This window comes from Chryseobacterium sp. LAM-KRS1 (genome assembly GCF_013184525.1).
GTDB classification, from domain to species: Bacteria; Bacteroidota; Bacteroidia; order Flavobacteriales; family Weeksellaceae; genus Chryseobacterium; species Chryseobacterium proteolyticum.
Genome location: NZ_JAAOIZ010000004.1, coordinates 248,376 through 263,404, shown reverse-complemented (window position 1 = coordinate 263,404; position 15,029 = coordinate 248,376). Strand labels below are relative to the sequence as shown.

The window sequence follows — 15,029 nt, the reverse complement described above, 5'->3', positions numbered from 1 at the left end:
TTATTTAAAATTTATACCCTATTGAAAGTCTGAAATTTCTCGGAGCTTCAGCTTGATAATAATAACCTCCTCGTTGAGTATTATCTACCATCGTAAAGTTAATGCTGCTTCCGCTATACAGATATCTGTTGAAAACATTAAATACATTCAAACCAACTCTGAATTTTGTATTTTCCCAAGACAATCCTGCATCAAATTTAAGATAGTCATTCATTTGTAATGGAGCGTTAGTACTTCCCCAATTCCATGTACTTCTTCCTCCCAGAAATGTTCCTCCGAAGCTTAGCCCAAAACCTTCTAAATCACCTTGTGTGAAAGTATAATTTAGCCAGCCATTTACAGTATGTTTTGCAAACCCAGGAACTTTATCACCCTTATTACTTAATGGTGTTGTTTCTGTAAATTTATTTTCTGTGAATGCATAATTAAATATTGCATTGAATCCTCTTACAATTTCCCCTTTAAGATCAAACTCTACTCCTTGTACTCTCGTTTTACCAAGAAAGATTGAGAAAATTCCTGTTGGATCAGTAGGATCACCTCCTATTGCATTATTTTTATTAATATTATATAAAGATAGAGTTGTATTCCATTTTCCGGCAAACCAGTCCCGTTTGAATCCAATCTCTGTACTGTTTCCAGTGATTGGTTTTGCTGTAGTTCCGTCTCTGAATAATCCTGACTGAGGTGAAAAAGCTTGGTCATATAGAGCATATGCTGAAGTATTTGCATCTATGGAATAACTCAAACCAATGCGAGGAGTAATCCTATTTGCTTCAGTTTTTGTTCCATAACTATTTTCTTTAACATTAGTATAGCGTGCTGCTAAAGTTAATCTCAAAGCATCATCTAAGAACCCCAATTCATCTTGTAAATAAACACCTGTATACTCCTGTTCAATTGTTCCATATGGTGTGGCTCTTTCTAATAGAGATTTTCCTTGGTTATCGAAATGAGGATACGAGGTAGGTGGTGTGTATGTAGAAGAATTAAGATCAAATGGTTTTTGTTCTGTATCTAATGCTCCACTTCTTGACCAATCAGCAAGATATTTTTTAGATCCCAAATCTAGTCCTGCTAAAATTTTATGAGATACAGGACCGGTTTTTACATAACCATTTAGAAACGCCTGTCCAAATTTCATTACATTACTTGCCTCCCAAAAATTGAGTGTTCTGATAAATTGAGTGTCAGATATAAATTTACCTGGCCAGATATCACTACCCATAGTATACTCATTTACATAAGTTAACTGTGTAGTTAATTTCCAGTTTTCGTTAAATTTATGTTGTAAATTTAAGTTTACAGTATTGTTAGTAATTTTAGTAGGATCTATTCCAGGGTCGGTTACTGTAAATTCCACTGGTTTTGTACCATATCCTTCAAAACTATATACATAAGCAGAACCAACTTCAGACATTTTAGCTCGTTGATAAATGTATTCTGCCGTTAAAGTTGTTTTATCAGTGAGGTTTACTTTTAATGAGGGATTGATAATGTACCTGTCATTAAATTCATAGTCTCTGAAGCTCTTTTTATTCTGAGCCATTAAATTCAATCGGAATGCTACTTTATCCGTAATTTTTGTATCAATATCAGTCTCTCCTCTGTACATATTAAAGCTTCCAAGCGTTACTCTGGCACTTCCGTTCAATGATTGCCCGGTAGGCTTTTTGGTAACGATATTATAAATACCGCTTGGTTCACCATTTGACATCAGGAAACCAGAAGGGCCTTTGATGAACTCAATATGATCTACAAAGCTCATGTCCTCACTCAGAGGTCCCCAGTTTGAAGTGACATTTACCCCATTCATAAAGGCAGCTGCTCTTGAACCTCTCATGTTAACTCTGGTATACATATCTCCCCAGTGTTCTAACCTTTGTGCTCCGGCAACATTTCGTAATACACCATCGCTTAATGTGGTTACTTGCTGATCTTCTAAAGCCCTGTTCGTAATAATAGAAATGTTTTGAGGAATTTTGATCAGTGCTTCATCTAAACGCATTGAAGAAGAACCTTCCTTTTCTACATATTTTTTATAGTACTTACCGCTTACTACAACCTCTTCAATATCGTTTGATTTAATCGTATCTTTTTTTTCCTGAGCAAATACCATCACAGTTGACAATAAAGCAGCTCCTATTATTACTCTTTTCATTGTTTATAAGATCCTTATGTGTGTTGAATTATTTTGTTAAAATTTATAAGTCAGACGATTGATGGTAACACCGTTGTTCTTTTTGAACATACCGGCTTGATATTTCAGCGCCTCGATTGATTATGATCTAACTGTAGATTATAATTTGTTAACTAAAAATTTTTGCAAATATATTGTTTTTAATTATTCTAAATAAATTAGAGTATTGATATTTATCATAAAAATGTTATTTAAAGAATAGTAAAAGCCATTTCATTTAGTATGAAATGGCTTTTATTGTAATGCTAATTATAATTTAAATAGAAGAATTTGCTTCTTTTGAGGTAAAAGTGATATTAAAATTTATAAGTAATACTTCCCAGGATATTTGCTAAAGGCTGGGCGTTTGCAGTCGTATATCCATTCCAGTAATGCTCATTTGTAAAATTGTCTACCTTAACTCCTATTCTGAATTTCTTGGTATCGTAAAATGCATTGGCATTTAATACCAGATATTTCGGAAGTATAAATGTTCCCATAGTAGTAGAGTTTACGATTTTATTATCACTCGCGTAATTACCTCCTACACCAAAGCCAAGTCCTTTTAAACCTCCATCTAAGAACTGATAGCTTGCATTAAAATTAACCAACCATGGAGATGATGCCGTTGACGGCCTTCTTCCTATAACCGTATTGTCTGCTTCAGTGTATTTCATATCATTGTAGCTTACTCCGGCGATTACAGAGAAACCTTTGATCAGGTAAGCATTGGCTTCTAATTCGACACCCTGACTTGTTAATGATCCGGCCTGGTTTTGTACAGCCTGCCCGGTTCCCGTCATTTCACCTGTATTAAGAAGGGTGTTCTTTACTTTGATATTATAATAACTTAAAGTAGTAGTAACTCTTCCTTTTATAAGATTCGTTTTGATTCCTCCTTCAAATTGATTGGCTCTTTCAGGAGTAGCTAGATTGATGTTTCCTGCTTTATCTGAGGTATAATAACCATTACTTGAAAAACTATTTTGATAGTTTCCAAAAACGGAGAACTTGTCCGGAAGTATCTGATAGACAACTCCGAATTTTGGAGACCATGCTCCCTGATTGTAGGAAGAAGCAATATTTGGTCCTATAATACCACCTTTATAAGCAACACTTTCATATCTTAATGAAGTTAAGATGTTTAACCCGGGCAATGGAGTAATTACATTAGAAATATAGCCGCTATAGATATCTTTTTTACCGGCACTTTTATAGGTATTGTTTTTTTCAAAATCTTGCGTACTTTGAAGGTTTGAATATATTTCGCTCAGTGTTTGACCATTCATGTTGGAATAATTTCCTCCAAATGGGACCCAATCAAAATTTGTGAACATAAAGAATTGGTTATCATTTATCCTCATATAATCAAAACCGGCTACGGTTCTGTTTCTTACGCTTCCGATTTTAAAATCAGCATTGAAATTCTGCTGAAGTTGGAAATATGTTCTTTTACTGTCTTTGGTAGACTGATCGGCTCTAGTAATTCCTATTTCTGAACCATTATTGGGGTTGGGAGCAAAGTAGAAATAAGGATTGAACCCGTCAGAATAAGAATAGGAAGTACTTACATTGGTAGAGGATTTGATAAAATCATTGATCTTATAATTTACCTGCCCGAAAAAATTTCTGGCTTTTGCTGTTGTTTTAAGATCATTCCCTGTGTATGTTTGCTTGTAATCATATCCTAGCTTTTCCATTTTATCCATGCTGTCAGCTCCCAGTTGTGAACTTGGAAAATAAAAAAAGAAAGCGGTTTCAGGATACGCATTAGTCTCAAACATTTCCAATTCTGCGTTGATCTCTAGTTTGTCTGTCGGGCGATAGGTAAGGGAAGGAGTAAATGCATAAAAGGAGTTTTTTGCATTTGGTCTTTGAAAAGTTCCCTGATTGGTATAAGCTGTATTTAATCTGAATAGCAGTTTTTTATCGTTGGTAAGTGGTGTATTTACATCGGCTTGTACCCGGTAGTAGTTATAACTTCCGCCAGCCAGAGAAACTGCTCCTGCAAATTCTTCAAAAGGCTTTTTTGTAATTCTGTTTACTACTCCCCCATATGAAGTTACATTACTCCCGAAGAGGGTAGCAGAAGGTCCTTTTAATACCTCTATTCTTTCTACATTAATAGCATCCATAGATGTGGTGATCGGAGCGACCATTCCATTTCTGATAGAGTTTCCGGCTACAAAACCCCTTAAGTTAAGATAGATTCCGCCATCACCGGCTCTGTTGGTAGCACTCCACATTTTTTGGGCACCTGCGACATTTCTGAATGCGTCATCCACGGTAAATAATAATTGATTTTCCAGAACACCTTTATCAATTGAAGAATATACCTGTGGATCTTCTATAGCTTTTAACGGCATTTTATTAGAATAGTCACTGTCTTTTTTGATATAAGTACTAATGATGACTTCATCAATACTTTTGGTTTTGGTATCTGCCGTGTCTTTTTTTTGTGCAAAAGTTAACATTGAGCCCAGCATTGAAACACCAATCAGTACATTTTTCATGAAAGCAATTTTTTTGCAAATATATTGTTTTTAATTATTCTAAATAAATCATAATATTGATATTTATCACGTAAATCTTATTGAGAGGATAATAAAAAAGCCTTTTTATAACTTTTTAGTTCGGATGGGACGATGTTTTTCTCAGATAAAAGCTTTTAATTGTATGGATTATTTATTTTGAGCAAAAAAAACCGCAACAAGTAAATTTGTTGCGGTTTCGTATGTATTAATTATTTCTTATGCTGGGATTTCTCCTTTGTACAAGAAAGAAATAATTTCTTTATTCATTTTGTCTACCATTTCACTGAACAGGTGGAAAGATTCTTGTTTATAAATTACAAGCGGATCTTTTTGTTCATAAACAGCTCCTTGTGAAGATCTTCTTAAGTCATCCATTTCACGTAAGTGAAGTTTCCAGTTTTCATCGATGATTGATAACGTAATATTTTTCTCGAAATCGTTGATCAGCGTATCGCACTGGCTTTCAAAGGCATCTTTAAGATCCGTAACAATTGTAAGCGTCTTATGTCCATCCGAGAAAGGAACCTGAATCATTTTGAACATTGAACCCTGATTTTGGTATACATTTTCAATGATAGGGAATGATTTCTCCTTCAACAGATTCAACTTCATCTGATAATCTTCCTGTGCTGCTTTGAAAAGGATATTCGTAAGATCCTGAACAGATTTGTTACCGAAATCACTTTCAGAAACAGGAGAACCCATTGTGAAATGTTTGATGACTTCAAATTCAAAATCTTTGAAACTGCCATTAGCTTTACCTTTGGCTGCAATAGAATTGGCAACGTCAAAGATCATATTGGTAATGTCATACTTCAGGTGATCTCCGAATAATGCGTTCTTTCTTCTTTTATAGATTACGTCACGCTGCTTATTCATTACATCATCATACTCAAGAAGTCTCTTTCTGATTCCGAAGTTATTTTCCTCTACTTTTTTCTGAGCTCTTTCAATAGACTTGCTGATCATAGAATGCTGAATCACTTCTCCTTCCTTATGACCCATTCTGTCCATCATCTTGGCAATTCTTTCAGATCCGAACAAACGCATCAGATTATCTTCAAGAGATACATAGAACTGGGAGCTACCAGGGTCACCCTGACGTCCTGCTCTACCTCTTAGCTGTCTGTCAACACGTCTTGAATCGTGTCTTTCGGTACCGATAATTGCTAAACCTCCTGCTTCTTTTACTTCTTTGGAAAGTTTAATATCCGTACCACGACCTGCCATGTTGGTTGCAATGGTTACCACTCCCGGCTGTCCTGCTCCAGCTACAATTTCCGCTTCCTTCTTGTGAAGTTTTGCGTTCAATACCTGGTGTGGGATTTTTCTTAGCTGAAGTGCCTTGGATAGTAATTGAGATATTTCAACAGAAGTTGTACCAACCAGAACAGGTCTTCCTGCTGCTGTTAGGCTTTCAACTTCTTCAATAACTGCGTTGTATTTTTCTCTGTTGGTTTTATATACCAGATCCTGTCTGTCATGTCTTAAGATAGGACGGTTGGTAGGGATAACCACAACATCTAATTTGTAGATTTCCCAAAGCTCACCCGCTTCCGTTTCTGCTGTACCGGTCATCCCCGCAAGCTTATTGTACATACGGAAATAGTTCTGTAGAGTTATCGTCGCAAAAGTTTGGGTTGCAGCCTCAATTTTTACATTTTCTTTCGCTTCGATTGCCTGGTGAAGACCATCTGAATAACGACGTCCTTCCATGATACGTCCTGTTTGCTCATCAACGATTTTAACTTCACCATCAATTACTACATATTCATCATCTTTTTCGAACAATGTATATGCTTTTAATAATTGGCTCATCGTGTGAACACGCTCGGATTTTTCAGCGAAATCAGAGAATAATTTTTCTTTAGCCTCAAATTCTTCTTCTTTAGATAAATTTTTAGCCTCCAGTTCTGCAATTTCAGTTCCGATATCAGGAAGAACAAAGAAGTTAGGATCTGAGTTTCCTTGTGACATATACTCTACCCCTTTATCTGTAAGATCTACCTGATTGTTTTTTTCTTCAATTACAAAATACAGATCTTTATCTACGATCGGCATATCACGGTTGTTATCCTGCATGTATTGCCCCTCAACTTTTTGAAGCAACGCCCGGTTACCGCTTTCCGATAAAAATTTAATCAATTGTCTGTTTTTCGGAAGACCTCTGTAGGCCTGAAGCAATTTGAAACCTCCTTCTTTCGTATTTCCTGCAGCAATTAATTTTTTTGCTTCATTGAAAATTGTTGAAACAGTTTTTTTCTGTACCTCTACAATTCTGTCGATAGAAGGTTTTAATACATCAAATTCCTGTCTGTCTCCCTGAGGTACGGGACCTGAAATAATCAAAGGTGTTCTTGCATCATCTACCAGTACAGAATCTACCTCATCCACGATGGCAAAGTTCAATTCTCTTTGTACCAGTTCTGAAGGTGAAGTCACCATGTTATCTCTCAGGTAATCAAAACCGAATTCGTTATTGGTTCCGTAAGTGATATCCGAGTTATAGGCTTTTCTTCTTCCGTCTGAATTCGGCTGGTGGTTATCGATACAGTCGATGGACATTCCATGGAACTGATAAAGAGGTCCCATCCATGCGGAGTCCCTTTTAGCAAGGTAGTCGTTTACGGTAACTACGTGAACTCCTCTTTCCGGAAGAGCATTTAAATAAATAGGTAATGTTCCTACCAGGGTTTTACCTTCACCGGTTGCCATCTCGGCAATTTTACCGCTGTGAAGAATAACCCCTCCGATAAACTGAACATCATAATGGACCATATCCCAAACTACAGGAGTTCCGGCTGCATCCCAAGAGTTTTTCCAAACGGCTGTATCTCCCTGAATTTCTACGAAATCTTTAGTTGCTGCAAGTTCTCTGTCTGTCGCAGTTGCTGTTACGCGGATCTCTCCGTTCTCTGCCCATCTTCTTGCTGTCTCTTTTATCAATGCAAAAGCTTCAGGAAGAATCTGGCTAAGAACTTTTTCTTCAATTTCGTATGATTCTTTTTTAAGAGATTCAATTTTTGAGAAAAGAGCTTCTTTTTCATCAACGTTCGTTGAGTTTTTTATCTGCTCTTTTATTTGTTCTATTTGCGCTGTAATGGTACTTGTTGCTGATTTGATCTTATCTTTAAACTCAGCAGTTTTTTCTCTTAAACCATCATCACTCAATTGCTGAATGGTAGGTTCAACAGCTTTGATTTTTGTTACAACTTTTTTTACTTCTTTTAGGTCCTGCGCTTTCTTGTCTCCCAAAAACCCCTTAAGAACTTTATTTAAAAAACTCATAAAATTTTGATTTAGGCTCAAAACTTAAGCCTTGAGCATTTTAATTATTACACCTTAGCGGGTGCTTATGATATATCTAAAAAAGCTTTAAACACAGAGCTTAAAGCCTTTTACAGTTTAATATTCGTCTTCATTCCAAAGGTAATCCTCATCAGTAGGATAATCACTCCAGATCTCATCAATGGCGTCATAAATTTCTCCTTCATCTTCAATAGCCTGAAGGTTTTCCACTACTTCCATTGGGGCACCAGTTCTGATTGCATAATCAATAAGCTCTGCTTTTGTCATTGGCCAAGGTGCGTCACTTAAATACGAAGCTAATTCTAATGTCCAGTACATAATTTTTCTATTTTTTTTGCAAAAGTATAAAAATAGGTTATATAATAAACTTTTTTATACCTGATTTTCAATTCTTTTTATTAACTTTTGTTCACTACAGGCGTTATTCCCTTAATATAAGGATGCCTGCAACTTACTTGTTGTCATTTTCTCAAAAACCATTCCATAAATTTTTTTATGCCATTTTGGAAGTCTGTGGCTGGTTTGTAGCCAATTAATGTCCGGGCTTTTGTGATATCTGCATTGGTTTTTATGACATCTCCGGGTTGCATCGGCAGCATTTTCTTTGACGCCGTTTTACCAAGTGCTTTTTCTATGGCGGAAAGCATATCCGATAAACAGATGACTTCACTTTCTCCCAGGTTGATGATCTCGTATACTTTGGTGTTTTTTTCCAGATAATCGATCGATTTAATAATGCCATCGATAATATCATCGATATAGGTATAGTCTCTCGCTGTATTTCCATCTCCATAATAGGGAATTTCCTGGTTTTCAGAAATTAATCGGGTAAACTTATGTATCGCCAAATCGGGTCTTTGTCTGGGACCATATACCGTAAAAAACCGAAGTTGTATCATATCGATATCATAAAGATGATGGTAAACATGTCCGAGGATCTCACAGCACTTTTTGGTAGCAGCATAAGGGGAAATAGGATTGTCTACGTTATCTGTTTCGGAAAAAGGAATCTTGGTGTTGTTTCCGTAAACGCTTGAAGAAGAGGCGCAAATGAACTTTTTAATGTTGAACTCATTACACAGCTCCCAAAGATTCATTGTTCCTTTTACATTCACTTCTTCATATTCAAGAGGTTTTTCGATAGAAGGACGCACGCCGGCAAGTGCAGCCAGGTGAATAACCATGTCAATCTCATGATTGCGGAATATTTCTTCAAGTTTATTTTTATGCCTGATATCCTGGAAATATAACGTGTAATTATCTGACTGAGTGGTGATAATTAAATTTTTAATATCATTTTCCTTATCTGAAAAATCAAAATCCAAAGTTTTACCTACAGATTCTAATGTATTTTTAATTTTTATCTGATAATTATAAAAATTATCAAAGTTGTCTACGTTTATGACAGAATGTCCATTTTTCAATAGGGATTCTATCAAATGAGAACCGATAAATCCACTTCCTCCAGTTATAAGATACCTCATTCGTGTTTTTTTATTAGCACAAAAATATAAAATTTACTACTTGAAAATATAATCATTAAATTTACTTAAAAAAGTAATATAAAGTTAATATGCAGTTTCAAGGGCAAATTTTAAAAATGACGAGCTATGATGATCAGCCGATTCAGTACTATCTTAATCTTTCCGGTGACCTCATTCACATGAATGAATTGTTCGGAAAAGAGCTGACCATAAGACATACAGGGTTTCAGTGTGTAAACTGTGGAGAAAATAAACCCATATACAGAATGGGTTTCTGCAAAAGCTGCTTTTTTGAAAGCCCATATGCAAGTGACACTATTATCCGTCCCGAACTTTCAACCGCTCATTTGGGAGTAGCAGAGCGTGACCTGGAAATAGAAAAAGAAATCCAGCTGCAACCGCATACCGTATATTTAGCCTATACAGGAGATGTGAAAGTAGGAGTGACACGAAATACCCAGATCCCAACAAGATGGATCGATCAGGGCGCAACTTTTGCTTTACCTATTGCCAGGACGGAAAACCGCTATGAAGCGGGAATGATAGAAGTTGCATTAAAAGATCATTTACCGGATAAAACCAACTGGAAGAAAATGCTTCAGGATGATTTTGAAGGAGAGCTGGATCTGGCGGATTTTCAGCAGAAAATAAAACAGTATTTTCCTGATGACTTTCAGAAATTTTACAGTGAAGGAGAAGAACTTTGGAAATTTGATTACCCTTTTGATAAGCCGGAAAAAGTCAGCTCATTTACGCTGGATAAAAAACCTGAATTTACGGGAAAGTTAACCGGGATAAAAGGACAGTACTTAGGATTCCAGGGAGGAGATTTTATAAATGTAAGAGGACATGAAGGGTATGTAATAGAGTTGAGTGTAAAAAATTAATGTTATATTTAGATATAATTACCTGAAATCGCTAATATGAAAAAATGGGTTAAAAAGCTATTGATTAGCCTGGGAGTATTAGCTGTCATTTTTTTGCTGGCTAACCTCGGATTAAATATCTGGCTTAAAACCCAGCTTCCTAAATATATCAAGAACAATACAGATTATAAGGTTTCCTACAAGAAGCTCGATGTGGATTTGGGAAGTGGAAATATCCTGGCCCAAGGAATAACAGTTAATAGTAAAAACCCACAAAATACGGATGTGATAGGTCTGCAAGGGACAATAGATACCTTGAAGATCAGTAGATTCGGGATTTATGATGCCTTATTTAATAAGAAGATCAGTTCAAAGGATCTTTCGTTGGTGAAACCCAATCTGAATATTACGCTTGCTAAGCCCATAGATAAAAAGACAGGAAAGAAGCGTAACCCGGTGTTGTTTGAGAATATACGGATCAACAACGGGAACATTAACGTATTCAGACACACAAAACAAAAGTTTGTAGGAGTTAAGGAGTTTAATTTATTTGTCGAAAACCTTCAGATGACTGAGGAGTCTGTAGAAGACAAATTACCCGTGGTGTTTGATCGGTATGATATCAAAGGAAAAGATTTTTTCTTTCGTCCTGATAATATTTATGCCATAAAAATCAATAAAATAACAACCACAAACGGGCAAATGCGGGTAGAAGATTTTAAGCTGTTGCCGTTATTGACCATCAATCAGTTCAAAAGATTTTATCCCCAGAAAAATAAATTATTCCAGTTCAACATTCAGAGAATGGAATTTAAGGATGTTGTTTTAAAGAAAAATAATATTTCTCTTGCTAATGCAAGCCTTCTTGATCCGATATTGCTAGTATATGATACCGGAGCTCCGGCCCAAAAAAAAGGTCAACCTTTGAATTTTGAAGTGAACCTCGAAGACGTTTTATTGAGAAACGGTGAAGTACGAATTATTAAACCCGATGGTAATAAGCTTTTGTCTGCTCAAAGTTTGAACCTTAATATCAATAAGTTTGTATTTAATAAAGAGTCTGCTGAGAATATTATTCCTGTAGGGTATAAAAATTTTAACTTTTCCGGCAGAAATATTTATTATGCGGGCAAGCAGAATATTAAGGTTAGCAGCATTGCACTAAACCCAAAGAGTGGAGAGATAAGAGATATTACTGCATTACCAACAGATTCAAAAACATCAATGGATCTTAAAGCGAACCATATTGCTTTTAATATCAACAAATGGGAATTTATCGATAAAAAACTAAATCTCGATGTTAAAGATGTCCTGGTGAATGGGGTGCACGGTACAATAAAAACCCGTGAAGTCGCTCAAAAGCAGAAATCTGAAATAAAGGGAATTCAGTTTCCTGTCATCATAAGAAAGGTAATTGTAAAAAACTCAAATATCATTTATGAGAAAGGAAATCAGCCGTTAAGTTTTAATGATCTGAATGCTACAATAAATGGAATAGAACTTAAGCCTAAGGCAAATAATGACGGTATTGGATTAACGGTAAAAGATTATGGGCTTACGACAAAAAACTTTGCGTACAGGACGAAGTTTTATAACATGAGTGTTGCTTCTTTGAATGTCAGTAAAAACAAAGTTCAGATCAGTAATTTTGTCATGAAGCCTCTTGTATCAAGAGCGCAATTTATTAAAATGATTCCTGTTGAAAGAGATTTGTATGATCTGAAGGCGGGTCAGATTACTGCGGAAGGGAATTGGGATTTATTTTCCGGCAATAAATTTATTAATGCTTCCCATGTTGTCATTCAATCTGCTGATGCCAATATTTTCAGGAGCAAGATTCCGGCAGACGATCCAAAAGAAAAACCTTTGTATTCAAGGATGCTTCGGTCTATAAAAATACCGATGTATATTAATAATCTGGACTTAAAAAATTCTGTTTTGGTGTATGAAGAAGATACGCCTGAAAGTTCAGGACCGGGGAAACTGACATTCAGTAACTTTAATATGAATGTCAAAAACCTTAATTCAGCAAAGTTGAAAGGAAAACCTACCCAGGTACATATTAAAATAGACTGCTCATTCATGAACCTGGCTCCTTTGGGAGTCAACTGGAATTTTGATGTCGCCAATCAGCATGACGATTTTACAATTTCAGGAAAGGCTGTTAATCTTCCTGCGCAGGGAATCAATCCTTTTATCCGGCCATATCTTCATATAACAGCTACAGGAACTATACAGGAGATGCTTTTCAATTTTAAAGGAAATCCTGCGGGACTTGGCGGAACTTTTAACCTGAAGCATAAAGATCTGAAAATTGCCATCTTAAATAAAGAGAATAAGGAAAAGAAAGGGTTTTTAACTGCGGTAGCGAATTTGTTTATCAAATCAAACTCTGGGCAGTTTCCGGAATCCGTAACAGTGGAAAAAGTAGAAAGGGATCCTACCAAATCCTTTTTTAATTTATTCTGGAAAGGGATTCAGGAAGGGCTGAAGAAAACGCTGATAGGGGTTAATACGGATAAAGCTAAAAAAGCAGTTAAAAAGACAGTTGCGGCAGTGAATGATGTTAAAACAAGTATTAAGGACATTAAACAAACCGTATCAAGTGATCATAAGGAAGAACTAAAAAAAGAAGATCCTCCTCAGGCTGAAGAAGAAAAGAAAAAAGGATTTCTGAAAAATGTTTTTAAGAAAAAGGAAAAGCCCGAAAAAGAATAATTTCGGGCTTGATCAATTTATTTTAGAAGTTGAATTCGTCACTTTCCTGAACCGGAATGTCTCTTAAGAATTCATCAAATTTTTCTCCGGGATAATTGCTGTCGGCACCATAAGAATCTATAATCATTCCGATATTTCCTGCTGTATCCTTAACTACATATAAAACTGCATTGTCATCAGGATCACTATCTCCTTCAAAACGGTAGGTTTTTAAGATGGTGAGATCAGACGGCTGGTATTTTTTTTCTGAATTTTCAAACTTCATCTCGCTCGATTCGTTCATTCTGAATTCCCTTTGTATACCTCTTTCTGACAAGGTCTTCATTACCTGGCTTAATGTGGTCATTCTGTCGATGTTTTCTGAATTATCCATAATTATACTTTTAAACATTAGTACAATAATTAAACCATTAATTCAATCATTTTGTAGCCTGGATAAAATATTCTTCGTCTGAAATGATTTTTTAATGTTAACAAAATTTATAATTGAATAAAATGGAAAAGGTACATTTTTTGTTGTAGTGAAAGTATTAAATCGAACAGAATATGAAAAAGGAAATTGGAGTTTTATTGGCAGGAGGTGTAGGACTTTTGGCAGTATTAAGTTTCTTAGGAATAAAAAAGATTTTAAATAAAAAAGATAAAAAATACAGTGATTATTATTCAGATTATCACAGACACTTTGATGGAAAGGATCATGAAGATGAATATCATGGTGTCGAATTTTATGCAATGAAGTAGTAAAACAATATATCTAATTATGTTAAAACCGGCGCCTGTAAAGGGGTCGGTTTTTTTGTGGAAAACTTTAGTGTTAAAACTCATTACTTTTTGATCAAAGCCATCTAATTTTACATCAGGATGCAGAACGAAAATATCATAAAAGGTCAGGGAGCTCAGCGAAATGTAATCAATCGTTTCGACAGGTATACCTTTGAGCCTGAGGATGAAGATTTCGAAACAATAAAAACATCTTTCACTGAAGTTTTTCCCAAAACAATTGTTAATCAGGTGAAAAGTGAAGATCTTCCAATGGAGTATTCAATGAATCCTTATCAGGGATGTGAGCATGGATGTGCGTATTGCTTTGCGCGGCCCACTCATGAATATTGGGGATATAGCGCAGGAATTGATTTTGAACGGAAGATCATGGTAAAGAAAAATGCTCCACAATTGCTGGAAAAATTTTTCCAAAAAAGAGGATATCAGGCAGCTCCGATTTTACTTTCGGGCAATACTGACTGTTATCAACCTGCTGAAAAACAATTTGAGATTACAAGACAACTTCTGAAAGTTTGTCTCGATTACAGACATCCTGTCAATGTTTTAACAAAAAATGCATTGGTGTTACGTGATCTCGATCTCTTGCAACCTATGGCAGATCAAAACCTGGTTTCTGTCTCTCTGAGTATTCCAACCATTAATGAAGAATTGCGGCGAAAGATGGAACCGAGGACCAGTTCCGCGAATAATAAATTAAAGGCAATAGAAGTTCTGTCGCAGCATAAGATCCCTGTCAATGTGATGGTGGCCCCAATTATTCCGGGACTCAATAGTGACGAACCATTACATATTTTAAAAACAATTTCTGAAGCAGGGGCGCAAAGCTTTGGTTATACCCTGGTAAGGCTGAATGATACGGTAGAGCCTGTTTTTGTAAGATGGATAGAAGCCAGTTTTCCTGACAGGGCACAAAAGGTCCTTAATCTTATACGTTCCATGAGGGGCGGAAAATTAGGAGATAAAAGGTATTTTGAAAGGCAAAAAGGAGAGGGAAATATCGCTGAGATGATCCATAATACTTTTAAAATTGGCAGGAAAAAGTATTTTGATGGAAAAGAATTTCCTAAACTATCTACAAAAAACTTCACCGGAACAAAAGAGCAGCAACTGAGGCTATTTGAATAGAAAAACAAAACCGCTCCGTAAATGGAGCGGT

10 protein-coding genes are annotated in these 15,029 nt (G+C 35.8%); 4 read left to right on the top strand and 6 right to left on the bottom strand.

Annotated elements, in window-relative coordinates; all coding sequences use genetic code 11:
• Positions 1-4: 4 nt before the first annotated feature.
• The 5 genes from G9C87_RS12195 to G9C87_RS12175 form a co-directional block, all read right to left on the bottom strand.
• Positions 5-2,161, bottom strand: coding sequence for a TonB-dependent siderophore receptor (locus G9C87_RS12195; RefSeq protein ID WP_172281479.1), 2,157 nt, complete (start codon positions 2,159-2,161; stop codon positions 5-7).
• 335 nt (positions 2,162-2,496) lie between these two features.
• Positions 2,497-4,692, bottom strand: a complete 2,196-nt coding sequence (locus tag G9C87_RS12190) for a TonB-dependent siderophore receptor (RefSeq protein WP_172281477.1) — start codon at positions 4,690-4,692, stop codon at positions 2,497-2,499.
• A 237-nt stretch (positions 4,693-4,929) separates the two neighbouring features.
• On the bottom strand, positions 4,930-8,001 hold the full coding sequence (gene secA / locus G9C87_RS12185) for a preprotein translocase subunit SecA (protein WP_172281475.1): 3,072 nt from the start codon (positions 7,999-8,001) through the stop codon (positions 4,930-4,932).
• Positions 8,002-8,118: 117 nt separating this feature from the next.
• The gene (locus G9C87_RS12180; protein ID WP_027382805.1) at positions 8,119-8,340 is read right to left on the bottom strand and encodes a DUF2795 domain-containing protein; all 222 of its coding nucleotides are present in this window, start codon (positions 8,338-8,340) and stop codon (positions 8,119-8,121) included.
• Positions 8,341-8,483: 143 nt separating this feature from the next.
• Positions 8,484-9,506: a GDP-mannose 4,6-dehydratase gene (locus G9C87_RS12175; RefSeq protein WP_172281473.1), complete on the bottom strand. Its 1,023-nt coding sequence runs from the start codon at positions 9,504-9,506 to the stop codon at positions 8,484-8,486.
• A gap of 89 nt (positions 9,507-9,595) precedes the next feature.
• Between G9C87_RS12175 and G9C87_RS12170 the strand changes: the two genes are divergently transcribed.
• On the top strand, positions 9,596-10,393 hold the full coding sequence (locus tag G9C87_RS12170; RefSeq protein WP_172281471.1) for a DUF2797 domain-containing protein: 798 nt from the start codon (positions 9,596-9,598) through the stop codon (positions 10,391-10,393).
• Between the two features lie 36 nt (positions 10,394-10,429).
• Positions 10,430-13,090, top strand: a complete 2,661-nt coding sequence (locus G9C87_RS12165; RefSeq protein ID WP_172281469.1) for a hypothetical protein — start codon at positions 10,430-10,432, stop codon at positions 13,088-13,090.
• Positions 13,091-13,112: 22 nt separating this feature from the next.
• Here the strand turns inward: G9C87_RS12165 and G9C87_RS12160 are convergent, their stop codons facing one another.
• Positions 13,113-13,463 (bottom strand): hypothetical protein, encoded by a 351-nt coding sequence (locus G9C87_RS12160; protein WP_172281467.1) that lies wholly within the window; start codon positions 13,461-13,463, stop codon positions 13,113-13,115.
• A gap of 173 nt (positions 13,464-13,636) precedes the next feature.
• Here G9C87_RS12160 and G9C87_RS12155 point away from each other — a divergent pair, with 173 nt between their 5' ends.
• Both G9C87_RS12155 and G9C87_RS12150 read left to right on the top strand, forming a co-directional pair.
• Entirely contained in the window at positions 13,637-13,831 is a 195-nt protein-coding gene (locus G9C87_RS12155) for a hypothetical protein (RefSeq protein ID WP_172281465.1), read from the top strand.
• A 120-nt stretch (positions 13,832-13,951) separates the two neighbouring features.
• Positions 13,952-14,998, top strand: coding sequence for a PA0069 family radical SAM protein (locus G9C87_RS12150; protein WP_172281463.1), 1,047 nt, complete (start codon positions 13,952-13,954; stop codon positions 14,996-14,998).
• The last annotated feature ends 31 nt before the right edge of the window (positions 14,999-15,029 follow it).

Excerpts from the sequence above, each read along its gene's own strand:
- G9C87_RS12195 (WP_172281479.1), bottom strand. The coding sequence starts at position 2,161 with ATGAAAAGAGTAATAATAGGAGCTGCTTTATTGTCAACTGTGATGGTA.
- G9C87_RS12190 (WP_172281477.1), bottom strand. The coding sequence starts at position 4,692 with ATGAAAAATGTACTGATTGGTGTTTCAATGCTGGGCTCAATGTTAACT.
- secA (WP_172281475.1), bottom strand. The coding sequence starts at position 8,001 with ATGAGTTTTTTAAATAAAGTTCTTAAGGGGTTTTTGGGAGACAAGAAA.
- G9C87_RS12180 (WP_027382805.1), bottom strand. The coding sequence starts at position 8,340 with ATGTACTGGACATTAGAATTAGCTTCGTATTTAAGTGACGCACCTTGG.
- G9C87_RS12175 (WP_172281473.1), bottom strand. The coding sequence starts at position 9,506 with ATGAGGTATCTTATAACTGGAGGAAGTGGATTTATCGGTTCTCATTTG.
- G9C87_RS12170 (WP_172281471.1), top strand. The coding sequence starts at position 9,596 with ATGCAGTTTCAAGGGCAAATTTTAAAAATGACGAGCTATGATGATCAG.
- G9C87_RS12165 (WP_172281469.1), top strand. The coding sequence starts at position 10,430 with ATGAAAAAATGGGTTAAAAAGCTATTGATTAGCCTGGGAGTATTAGCT.
- G9C87_RS12160 (WP_172281467.1), bottom strand. The coding sequence starts at position 13,463 with ATGGATAATTCAGAAAACATCGACAGAATGACCACATTAAGCCAGGTA.
- G9C87_RS12155 (WP_172281465.1), top strand. The coding sequence starts at position 13,637 with ATGAAAAAGGAAATTGGAGTTTTATTGGCAGGAGGTGTAGGACTTTTG.
- G9C87_RS12150 (WP_172281463.1), top strand. The coding sequence starts at position 13,952 with ATGCAGAACGAAAATATCATAAAAGGTCAGGGAGCTCAGCGAAATGTA.